Here is an 11,788-nt window from a genome sequence, read left to right on the forward strand (position 1 = left end):
CATAACGGCTCTTGTCTGCATCTTGGCAATCTCAGGATAAGTAACTGCCAGACGGCAGCCTCTGTGGCCCATCATTGGGTTGAATTCATGTAAGTCAGCACATTTCTCTTTAATTGCTTCTACAGTGATTCCCATATCAGCAGCTAAAGCTTCGATGTCCTCTTCCTTTGTCGGAAGGAACTCATGTAACGGCGGATCTAAGTAACGAACTGTCATTGGTCTGCCTTCCAGAGCCTTGTACATCGCCTTGAAGTCGCCCTTCTGGAACGGAATCAGTTCATTTAATGCTTCTTCTCTTGCTTCAACCGTATCGGAAAGGATCATCTTTCTGATCTTCGGGATTCTGTCTTCTTCGAAGAACATATGCTCGGTACGGCAGAGGCCGATACCTTCTGCGCCTAACTTCACTGCGTTTAATGTATCAGCAGGAGTATCCGCGTTTGTTCTTACATGGAGTGTTCTGAACTCATCAGCCCATCCCATGATTCTGCCGAAGTCACCGCTTACGGTAGCTTCTACTGTAGCGATATCGCCAAGGTAAATCTTACCTGTGGAACCGTCTAAGGAGATGTAATCGCCTTCTTTGATGGTATGTCCGCCAAGTTCGAAGTACTTAGCTGCTTCATCAATCTTGATCTCGCCGCAGCCGGATACACAAGCGGTACCCATACCACGTGCAACAACTGCTGCGTGAGAGGTCATGCCGCCGCGAACGGTTAAGATACCTTCTGCTGCGTGCATTCCTTCGATATCCTCAGGGGAGGTCTCAAGACGAACGAGAACAACTCTCTCGCCTGCCTCATGATGAGCCTTTGCGTCCTCAGCTGTGAAGTAAACCTTACCAGCTGCAGCACCAGGAGATGCCGGAAGAGCGGAACCGATTACTTCGCCTGCCTTTAATGCAGCGGTATCGAATGTCGGATGCAGTAACTGATCGAGGGATTTTGCTTCGATTCTTAAAACTGCTTCCTGTGGTGTGATCTTTCCTTCGTCTACTAAATCGCAGGCAATCTTGATGGCTGCCGGAGCAGTTCTCTTGCCGTTACGTGTCTGTAAGAAGTATAATTTGCCTTCCTGGATCGTGAATTCCATATCCTGCATATCGCGGTAATGGTCTTCCAGCTTATGAGCGATTGCCATGAATTCTTTGTAGCATTCCGGTAAATCCTGCTCCAGCTTTGTGATCGGCTGTGGTGTACGGATACCAGCAACAACGTCCTCGCCCTGAGCATTGATTAAATACTCGCCGTAGATGCCGTTCTCACCAGTAGATGGGTTACGTGTAAATGCAACGCCTGTACCGGAGGTATTGCCCATGTTTCCGAATACCATGGCCTGTACGTTGACAGCGGTGCCCCAGTCGCCAGGAATATCGTTCATACGTCTGTAAACGATCGCACGAGGGTTGTCCCAGGAACGGAAAACAGCCTTAACAGCTTCCATTAACTGAACCTTCGGATCCTGCGGGAACTCTTCGCCCATTTTCTCTTTGTAGATGGATTTGTATTTTGCGATAACTTCCTTTAAATCATCGGCAGTTAAGTCTGTATCGTACTTAGCGCCCTTAGCTTCCTTTACTTCATCAAGGATGCCTTCGAAGAAAGTCTTGCTCATCTCCATAACAACGTCGGAGAACATCTGGATAAATCTTCTGTAAGAATCGTATGCAAATCTTGGGTTGCCTGTCTTCTTGGCAAAGCCTTCCACTGCAACGTCGTTAAGTCCCAGGTTTAAGATTGTATCCATCATACCAGGCATGGATGCTCTTGCGCCGGAACGTACAGATACTAATAACGGATCTTCGGTATCACCGAATTTTTTACCCTGAATTTCCTCTAATGTCTTCAGAGCGTCAAAAATCTGTCCCTGAATCTCATCAGTAATCTTCTTGCCGCTGGTATAATAGTCTGTACAAGCTTCTGTCGTTACAGTAAAGCCCTGTGGAATCGGAAGACCTAAATTAGTCATCTCCGCTAAGTTAGCTCCCTTACCGCCTAACAGGTTCTTCATGTCGGCACTGCCTTCTTTGAACAAATAAACCCATTTTGTTGCCATAAGTATTTCCTCCTCAAATAAAGTTATCGGTTCGCTTTCGCGCCGGAATAAAAAAAACGCGCAAAAGACCTGTCAATATTATATCATAATTCAATTTCTAGTAAAGAGGTTTTCTTGATTTACCGGCAAAAATTCGCTCTTTTTTCAGTACAATTTTATGAAAGTACTTTCAAATTCTGTCATTTTCCGATATGCGATTTTTGTTCGTATATACGATTTTCCATTATCTGACATGTCCCTGCTATTATCAGATATCCCATTTCTTCCTCTTATATAATCTCACACTTTGTCCGTGACACGAAAACGCACCTTTTCAGGACGGAAGGGTCTGGAGGCGCGGTGAAAGACCTGGCGGAAAAGCAGTTCTTTTATAATATACAGCGTTTTTGCAAGGTATTCCTTTTTCGGCGTTTCCCGGAAAAAGTCGTCCTCCATTCCGTCGCGGCTGGAATTATCCAGAGTTCCCTCGTATAAGAAATACGGCTCCAGCAGTTCGGAAAACAGCTTTGGCGTATAACGGTAATAAGGCTGGTGGAGTTTGATTCCCGCCGCCTCCAGAACCTTCGCGACAAACTCGCCGCAGTGAAACGCCTTATAGAGCGGATGACCTCCGAAGACCGGGATCAGAAGCATATGGATTAAATTGTACATGATCTCGGGATCATTTTTCACGTCTTCCATGTATTGGATGGCGTTCCGGTATCCCTCTTTGGTGACTGGCACCCGGAAAATCTTCGTGTAAATGGGCACATCCTCCCCCAGCGTATAATAAATCCTCTTCTCCTCAATATATCCGGAGATGGGAGGCGTCTTTGCCCGGAGCCTGGAAAATGCATAAAAATGGGTGTACGTATCGTCCAGCGACACCGCCGCATGAGTGTACTGGTAGCCCGTCGCCCGCTGTGTCAGGCGGCCGAAGCCGGAGGGGAGGTAGAGCAGAAGAATATAGATGTATTCCATCGGAGTTCCTTTCTTGCCTTTTTCCCTATTCTACCATATAATTTGATCAGAGGACAGCGCAATTGGAAGGAGGGATGGTATGATACTGCTGGTAAAACCGGAGGCCGCAGACAACGGCTTCAGCCTGGATATGGCTCTTAAGACGGAGCCGCTGGAACTGGAGTATATAAAGGCCATGCTGAAGGAATATAATGTGGAAAGCATGATCTATGAAGCCTCCTTCGACAGGCGCAGCTTTGATGAAATTTTTAATGAATACACCCCCGACGCGGTGGCCGTCACCGGCTATATCACGCAGGAAAAATTAATGCTCTCCTACGCCCGGCGTGCGAAGGCGCTGCGCCCCGGCTGCGTCACCATCATCGGCGGCTCCCATGCCCAGCTGAACCCGGAGCGTTTCTTCGATCCCGCCGTGTCCTACATATGCCGTTCCGACAATATCTATGCGGTTGCGGAGGCACTGAAGGCGGAGGGGCTCATTCCGCCGGAAAATGGTTTTTGTCCGCCGGAGCTGTCTGTGATTGACGGACTTTGTTATCCGGAGAATGGGGGCTGGCACAAAAATCCCATGAAACCGTTTGATTTAAACAAACTCCCAATCCCCGACCGAAGTGCCTTCTCCACCTATCAGGACCACTACCGCTACTTAGACGTCTCCCCTGTAGTCCTTTTAAAGACCTCATCTTCCTGTCCCTACCACTGTGCCTTCTGCTATGGCCGGGAGCTCAACTGCGGCACCTACTGCCAGCGGGACTTGGAAAAGATCATCGAGGAGCTGGAGACCATCCCCTGCGGCAATATCCAGATCGCCGATGACGACTTCCTGTACGATGTTCCGAGGCTGAAAGAATTTATGCGGCTGCTCCGGGAGCGGAATATCAAGAAGACCTTTATCTGCTACGGACGCTCGGATTTTATCGCCGTTCATGAAGACTTGATCCGTGAACTGGCGGAGGCCGGCTTCCGTTACATCATGGTCGGCCTGGAGGCGGTTTCCGACAGCTTTCTGGACTCCTATCAGAAGCATTCCTCCCAGTCTCTCAACATTAAGACCATCCGGATGCTTCAAAAATACAGCATTCATCTGGTGGGGCTCTTCATCATCGACAGCCGTTTCAAGAAAGAGGATTTCCGTAACATGCGGCGTTTTATCCATGCACACCGGATCACCTATACGGGAGTCTCCATTTTCACGCCCATACCGGGCACGGCGCTGTTTAACGAATACAGGGACAGACTGACCACGGATAACTGTGAAAAATGGGACTTCATGCATCTGGTAGTCAAACCGGAATGCATGAGCCGCTTTCATTTTTATTTTGAATACTATCTTCTCGTTATGGATTTGTTCCGAATTGCGCAGAAAGCCGGAATATACAGCTTTCTGCGATTAGAAGACTATAAGAATATTTTTCTGAAGCTGCTCTTTACAGACAGCTTTAAGCCCCGGACACGCCGGTAGACGGCAGTTTTTTATTCTGGCCTGCCAGCAGAAACCGGCAGATGATCAGCGTTACAAATTCCGTTACAGGCATGACGGACCAGATTCCGGTAACGCCGAAAGCGACCGGCAGAAGGAACACGAGAATTCCGTTTATCACCATCCCTCTCATCATGCAGATGAACAGGGAGTATCCCGGCTTCATCACGGACTGGAAATAGGTGCCGTAAAGAATATTAAAGCCCATGGCGAAGAATGACAGGAAATAGATCCGCACGGCCGGGACCGACATGGCCAGGATCTCCGCCGTCGGCTTCACGAAGGCCGCGGTCACCAGGGCTGGCAGAAGAAGGCCGATTCCCGTAAACAGAATACCCGATATGGTCACCGCCATCTCTCCCATATGGCGCGTCTCTTTTAATCTGGACTTTCTGCCCGCACCGTAATTGGTGGCGAGTATCGGCTGTACGGCCTGGGAGATGCCGTTGCTGATGGACGCCACGATCAGCGCGCTGTTGGAGATAATTCCGTACACAACCACACCCAAATCGCCCACGTAGACCAGAAGCTGGCGGTTGAATAAAAATGTCACCACGCCGTTGCACATCTCCAGCAGGAAGCTGGCAAATCCGTTGACCACGACCTCCCACGCCTTCTTCCATTCAGGGCGGGCTACCACCTTCAGCGTGTTGTCCGGCGAGAAAAGATGGGTCAGCAGGATTCCAACCGTCAGGAGGGAACCGATCACCGAGGCGATCGCCGCCCCGGCCATCCCCATTTTCATTGGAAATATAAATATATAATCCAGTACCACATTGGTCACACCGCCGGACACAACCGCCGCCATGGATACCTTCGGCGCCCTGTCGTTCCTGACAAATGCCTGTAAAAAGGCTGAGAACAGGAAGACCGGAGCGCCCGTAACCAGAACGCGGCCGTACTCGTCGACATAATTTCCCATAGTATCATTTCTGCCCAGAAATTCCGTCACAGGCTTAAAAAGCAGGTGCCCGCCTGCAATGTAGAAGACCGCAAAGGCCACGGCCAGCCAGAGAGCCACCGTAAAATACTCCCTTGCCGCCTGCTCGTCCCGGCGTCCCTTCGAGATCGAGAGGAGAACGCCTCCTCCGACGCCGAAGAGCATGCCCGTTCCAAAAAACAGGCTGAATAAGGGAAGCAGCAGGTTCAGGGCCGCGATTCCCACAGGCCCCACTCCCCGGCCGATCATCAGCGTATCAGCCAAAATATAAATAGAAGTAACCAGCGTAGCACTGATGGACGGCATCAGATACTTGATAAACAGCTTTTGTACCGGCTCTTCCAAGAGATTTAGTTTCTGCACAATATTCCTCCTTCTGTTGAAATCCTTTATCAGTTTACCATTTTTTCTTTAAATAACAAGCTGCTTTATAATAATTCTGTAAAATTGCCCTACTTTACATTGTTTCTGCCACCAAAATATGGTAAAGTAGAATTAGCTCTAATAACAATCTTTCAAACGATAGGAGGAATTACGTATTATGAAAAAGAGAGCATTAGCAGTAACACTGGCGGTCATGATGGCTGCATCCTTAAGCGCATGCGGTTCTTCGAATTCCGGTTCGGGCAGCACGACAGCCGCTCCCGCTGAGACGACGACTGCCGCGGAAGCCAAAGCGACAGAGGCCGAGACGACAGCCGGTACCGCAGTGAAATCGGAAACTTCCGATGGTTATGAACTGGCTCTTGTTACCGACCTCGGTACTATCGACGACAAATCCTTCAACCAGGGTGCATGGGAAGGCATGAAGAAATACGCGGAAGAAAACGGTATTTCCTACAAGTACTACCAGCCTCAGGAAGGAACAACGGACTCTTACTTAGAGACCATCGGTCTGGCAATTGAAGGCGGTGCAAAACTGGTCGTATGCCCTGGATTCTTATTTGAAGAGCCTGTTTATCTGGCTCAGGACCAGTACAAGGACGTACATTTCATTCTTCTGGATGGCGAGCCTCACAGCGGCGACTACTCGGAATACAGAACCGAGGCCAATGTAATGCCGATTCTGTTCCAGGAAGATGAGCCTGGTTTCCTCGCAGGCTATGCGGCAGTAAAAGACGGCTATACCAAACTGGGATTCTTAGGCGGTATGGCAGTTCCGGCCGTAATCCGTTACGGCTACGGCTTTGCAGAAGGCGCTGACTACGCGGCCAAGGAGATGGGCGTGGACGGCATTGAGATTATGTACAACTACACAGGCGCATTTGCCGCGACACCGGAAGCGCAGTCCATGGCTGCATCCTGGTATCAGAACGGCACGGAAGTCATCTTCGGATGCGGCGGCGCAGTTGGAAACTCCGTTATGGCGGCGGCAGAAGAAAAGAGCGCCAAGGTAATCGGCGTTGACGTTGACCAGAGTTACGAATCCGATACTGTAGTCACTTCCGCCATGAAACAGCTTTCCGTATCTGTTTACGACGGCGTAAGAGATTTCTATGCAGGCAGCTTCCCGGGCGGCAAGACCAGTATCTTCTCCGCGAAGAACGACGGCATCGGTCTTCCGATGGAGACCTCCAAGTTTACGAAATTCACACAGGCAGATTACGACGCTGTCTATGCCCAGTTAAAGGATGGCAAGATCACTCTCGTACAGCCGTCTGAAGACAACAACGATCCGACTAAGGACTTAAAGCTTGAAAAGGCAACTATCAACTTCGTAGAATAATCGAGTCTACATAAGAAAGGAGATGTCGTTTGATTCCCCAGTCACAACTGAAGACGGGTATCTTACGGCATCTCCTTTTTTGCACTGCAAGGGGGTTCTCATGGATGATTATATTATCGAGATGCTGAATATTACGAAGGAATTTCCCGGCATCATCGCCAACGACAACATCACTCTGCAGCTGAAAAAGGGTGAGATTCACGCCCTTCTCGGCGAAAACGGCGCAGGGAAATCGACGCTCATGAGCGTGCTGTTCGGCCTCTATCAGCCGGAAGCGGGCGTCATTAAAGTCAGAGGAAAAGAAGAAAAGATTACCGGGCCGCTGGATGCTAACGCGCTGGGCATCGGCATGGTACATCAGCATTTCAAACTGGTACATAATTTTACGGTTCTCCAGAATATCGTCCTCGGCATGGAGACCACGAAACACGGCTTTTTGAAAATGGACGACGCACGGAAAAAAATCATGGATTTGAGTGAGAAATACCAGCTCACCATCGATCCCGACGCACTCATCTCCGACATCACGGTTGGCATGCAGCAGAGAGTCGAGATTCTGAAGATGCTTTACCGCGACAATGAGATCATGATCTTCGATGAGCCCACGGCCGTCTTAACGCCTCAGGAAATCGACGAACTGATGCAGATCATGAGGGATCTGGTGAAGGAGGGGAAATCCATCCTCTTTATCACGCATAAGCTTAACGAAATCAAGGCGGTTGCCGACCGGTGTACGGTCCTGCGCCGTGGAAAATATATTGGAACCGTAGAGGTAAAGGACACCACACCGGAGGAAATGTCCGAGATGATGGTAGGCCGCAAGGTGAATCTGACCGTGGAAAAAGGCCCCGCCAATCCCAGGGACGTGGTGCTGGAGGTAAAAAATCTGTCCGTCAAGGCCACCAAAGAGGGCCACACGAAGAATCTCGTAAGCAATGTCACCTTCCAGGTCCGGAAGGGTGAGATCGTCTGTGTCGCCGGTATCGACGGAAACGGCCAGACAGAGCTGATCCACGCCATCACCGGTCTGGCCGAGATGAGTGAGGGATCCGTCCTGTTAAACGGCGAGGATGTGACGAAAAAGAGCATCCGCTATAAAAACACCCACGGTCTCTCCCATATCCCGGAGGACCGCCACAAACACGGACTGGTGCTGGACTATAATCTGGGCTACAATCTGGTGCTCCAGCAGTACTTTGAGAAGGACTTCCAGAAGTATTCCTTCTTAAAGAATGACAGCATCTACGACTATTCGGATAAGCTGATTGAGGATTACGACATCCGAAGCAGTGAGGGGGCTTATACCAGCGCCAGAAGCATGTCCGGCGGCAACCAGCAGAAGGCGATCGTGGCCCGGGAGGTTTCCAGAGATCACGACATCCTGCTGGCAGTACAGCCTACGAGAGGTCTCGACGTGGGCGCCATTGAATATATCCACAGGGAATTAATCAAGCAGCGTGACGCGGGAGCCGCGATACTGCTGGTATCGCTGGAGCTGGACGAGGTCATGAACTTAAGCGACCGGATTCTCGTCATGTTCGAGGGCTCCATTGTGGCTGATTTAGATCCCAAGAAGGTTACGGTACAGGAATTAGGTCTTTACATGGCCGGTTCGAAGAAAGAAGGTGGCAAATCATGAAACAGAAACAACCACGGGACTTACTTTCCGCCGAGCGTAAGAGAGCGGGACTTTCCTATGATGGCATCCTGTCTTCCGTCTTTGCCATCGTGCTGGGACTGATCGTCGGCCTGATCATCCTGTTTCTCTGTAATCCGGCCCAGGCACTTCCCGGGTTTGCAACCATCCTGACGGGTGCATTTACTCACGGGGCAAAGGGCATCGGACAGGTATTCTACTATGCAACACCCATCATTTTAACCGGTCTCTCTGTTGGTTTCGCCTTTAAGACGGGACTCTTCAACATCGGGACACCGGGACAGTTCATCATGGGCGGCTTCGGAGCCGTCTACGTAGGGATCCTGTGGACCTCCCTGGGACCGGCGCACTGGTTTGTTGCGCTGCTGGCCAGCGTCGTCATGGGCGCCGTGTGGGGCCTCGTTCCCGGCCTCTTAAAGGCATACTATAACGTCAATGAGGTTATCGCCTCCATCATGATGAATTACATCGGCATGTATCTCGTCAACTGGATCGTAAAGAGCAGCAAGCCCCTGTTTAACAATCTGAGAAATGAATCGAGAAACGTGGCGGCTACCGCAAATATCCCGAAGATGGGACTGGATAAGATTTCCCCCGGCTCCAGCGTCAACGGAGGCATCATCATCGCCATTATCGTCGTTATCCTGATTTATCTGCTGTTAAACAAGACCACCTTCGGTTATGAGCTGAAGGCGGTTGGCTTCAACCGCGATGCCAGCAAGTACGCCGGCATCAATGAGAAGAAAAGCATCATCATGTCCATGATGATTGCAGGCGCCATCGCCGGACTGGCCGGCGGCCTCCTCTATCTGGCCGGAACCGGAAAGCACATCGAGATCAAGGATGTTCTGGCTTCCGAAGGCTTTACCGGTATCTCCGTCGCCCTGCTGGGCTTAAGCAATCCGATCGGGGTGCTGTTCTCCGGCATCTTTATCGCTTACTTAACAGCGGGCGGATTTTATCTGCAGCTGTTTGAATTTTCAACGGAAATCATCGATATCATTGTTGCGGTTATCATCTACTTCAGCGCCTTTGCCCTCATGGTAAAGATGCTGATCGGAAAGGTGCAGAAGGCGCGCCATGAAAAAGAAGAGGCACAGACGAAAGGGGGAGGAGACGCATGAGTGTAATTTATTTTATCTTTCAGCAGACCATGTATTTCATGATTCCTCTTATGATCGTGGCTCTGGGCGCCATGTTCTCGGAACGGAGCGGTATTATCAATATCGCGCTGGAAGGAATCATGACCATGGGCGCATTTACCGGGATCCTGTTTATCCATTTCACGGGAGGCACCATGAGCGGCCAGATGCAGCTGATTCTGGCAGTCTTAATCTCCATGGCGACGGGCATGTTCTTCTCCCTGTTCCATGGATACGCCTCCATCAATATGAAGGCGAACCAGGTTATCAGCGGTACCGCCTTAAACATGTTCGCCCCCGCGTTTGCCATCTTCGTGGCCCGCGTCATTCAGGGCGTACAGCAGGTACAGTTTACCAATACCTTCCGGATCACCTCGGTTCCCATACTCGGCAAGATACCGTTTATCGGACCGCTGCTGTTCCAGAACGCCTACATTACCACCTACATCGGAATCGCAATCTTCGTGCTCTCCACTGTCGTGCTCTACAAGACGCGGTTTGGACTGCGCCTGCGCTCCTGCGGCGAGGCATCCCCAGGCGGCCGACGCGGCGGGCATCAACGTCTACCATATGCAGTACGCGGGCGTCCTGATCTCAGGAGCTCTCGGAGGCTTAGGCGGACTGGTATTCGTCGTTCCGACCTCCACCAACTTTAACGCCGATGTCGCCGGATACGGCTTCCTGGCTTTGGCCGTCCTGATCTTCGGCCAGTGGAAACCGGTGAAAATCATGCTGGCCTCCCTGTTCTTCGGACTGATGAAGGCAGTGGCCGCCGCCTACTCCGGAATTCCGTTCTTAAGCAGCCTCGGAATACCCAGCTATTTTTACAAGATGGTGCCGTATATCATCACATTGATCGTGCTGGTATTCACCTCGAAGAACTCCCAGGCTCCGAAGGCGGAGGGCGTGCCTTACGACAAGGGACAGAGATAAAAAGATGATACAGAAATCAAAGAAGTCCTCCCAGCCATGGCGCTTTCAGACGCAGCCGTGGCTGGGAGGACTTCTTCCTTTGTCCATACAGGAATCATTGTGCCCCCCGTTGCACCCTTTTCTTTCTCTGTGGTATAATACACGAAGGAGGAATTTATCATGACACCATTAAAGGAACTTTTACAGCAGGCGGATCAATTGAAAACCAGCCGCCATCAGGATATAACCATTACGGAAGACACCATAAAAGAGTTTCACAGAACAGTACTGACAGGCGGCGGCACGACACCAGCGGATTCCTACCGTACCGGTATGCCGGCCATAGATGATCATGGATACCAGCCGCCGCATCCGGAGGACGTCCCGAGGCTGACCGGCCATTTAGCCGACCAGATCCGTTCGTCGAAATCCTCGCTCCATCCCATTGAGCTGACGGCTATGGCCGGCAAACGGCTGATCGATATTCAGCCCTTTACCAGCGCCAATGAAGAGACCGCATTTCTTCTCATGAACCGGATACTGGTTTCCGAGGGCTACCGCCCCATCACCATCGGTACCGAACGCCGGGAAGCGTATCAGCAGGCGCTCACCATTTCCAGAAAAGAGTACGACATGGAGCCATTCTCCCGCCTGATTGCCGAGTGTATACTGGACGAGGGGAAGAAGTTCGATTCACAGCCCCTCTGATAAAGCAGACCCATTCACCATTCTATGATCTATAAACTGGCACCGTTGCCTGCGATCACGTCCCGATACCACCAGAACGACTTCTTGCGGTACCGCTTCAGGCTTCCGGTGCCGTCATCATTCCGGTCCACGTAGATATAGCCGTACCGTTTTTTCATCTCGGCCGTGGAGGCGCTCACCAGGTCGATACAGCCCCAGGAGGTATAGC

9 protein-coding genes and 1 pseudogene are annotated in these 11,788 nt (G+C 50.8%); 6 read left to right on the forward strand and 4 right to left on the reverse strand.

Annotated features, from left to right (window positions below; translation table 11 throughout):
* Together ppdK and ACLTD4_RS30430 are read right to left on the reverse strand one after the other, a co-directional pair.
* On the reverse strand, positions 1 to 2,055 hold a 2,055-nt coding region (gene ppdK / locus ACLTD4_RS30425), incomplete at its 3' end, for a pyruvate, phosphate dikinase (RefSeq protein WP_412331804.1).
* Between the two features lie 279 nt (positions 2,056 to 2,334).
* Positions 2,335 to 3,015 carry a hypothetical protein gene (locus ACLTD4_RS30430; protein WP_117621303.1) on the reverse strand — a complete coding sequence of 227 codons (681 nt, stop codon included), beginning with the start codon at positions 3,013 to 3,015 and terminating at the stop codon, positions 2,335 to 2,337.
* Positions 3,016 to 3,094: 79 nt separating this feature from the next.
* Between ACLTD4_RS30430 and ACLTD4_RS30435 the strand changes: the two genes are divergently transcribed.
* Positions 3,095 to 4,477 (forward strand): B12-binding domain-containing radical SAM protein, encoded by a 1,383-nt coding sequence (locus ACLTD4_RS30435; protein WP_117621304.1) that lies wholly within the window; start codon positions 3,095 to 3,097, stop codon positions 4,475 to 4,477.
* Here the strand turns inward: ACLTD4_RS30435 and ACLTD4_RS30440 are convergent.
* Positions 4,455 to 5,798, reverse strand: coding sequence for an MATE family efflux transporter (locus tag ACLTD4_RS30440; protein ID WP_055653934.1), 1,344 nt, complete (start codon positions 5,796 to 5,798; stop codon positions 4,455 to 4,457). The two genes, ACLTD4_RS30435 and ACLTD4_RS30440, sit on opposite strands and share 23 nt — an antisense overlap.
* 178 nt (positions 5,799 to 5,976) lie before the next feature.
* On the opposite strand from ACLTD4_RS30440, the gene ACLTD4_RS30445 reads away from it, so the two are divergent.
* The 5 genes and pseudogenes from ACLTD4_RS30445 (at position 5,977) to ACLTD4_RS30465 (ending at position 11,580) form a co-directional block, all read left to right on the forward strand.
* On the forward strand, positions 5,977 to 7,161 hold the full coding sequence (locus ACLTD4_RS30445; protein WP_055653936.1) for a BMP family lipoprotein: 1,185 nt from the start codon (positions 5,977 to 5,979) through the stop codon (positions 7,159 to 7,161).
* 100 nt (positions 7,162 to 7,261) lie between these two features.
* Positions 7,262 to 8,800 (forward strand): ABC transporter ATP-binding protein, encoded by a 1,539-nt coding sequence (locus ACLTD4_RS30450; RefSeq protein ID WP_117621305.1) that lies wholly within the window; start codon positions 7,262 to 7,264, stop codon positions 8,798 to 8,800.
* Entirely contained in the window at positions 8,797 to 9,942 is a 1,146-nt protein-coding gene (locus tag ACLTD4_RS30455) for an ABC transporter permease (RefSeq protein WP_412331805.1), read from the forward strand. Before ACLTD4_RS30450 ends, ACLTD4_RS30455 begins: the two co-directional genes overlap by 4 nt.
* Positions 9,939 to 10,893: pseudogene (locus ACLTD4_RS30460) on the forward strand (ABC transporter permease). The gene ACLTD4_RS30455 and the pseudogene ACLTD4_RS30460 overlap by 4 nt, the downstream one beginning before the upstream one ends.
* A gap of 159 nt (positions 10,894 to 11,052) precedes the next feature.
* Positions 11,053 to 11,580, forward strand: coding sequence for a Fic family protein (locus ACLTD4_RS30465; protein ID WP_117621306.1), 528 nt, complete (start codon positions 11,053 to 11,055; stop codon positions 11,578 to 11,580).
* Between the two features lie 29 nt (positions 11,581 to 11,609).
* Here the strand turns inward: ACLTD4_RS30465 and ACLTD4_RS30470 are convergent.
* Positions 11,610 to 11,788: family 1 glycosylhydrolase (locus tag ACLTD4_RS30470; protein ID WP_412331806.1), on the reverse strand; the 179-nt coding region annotated here is incomplete at its 5' end.

It is taken from the genome of Hungatella sp., assembly GCF_046966825.1.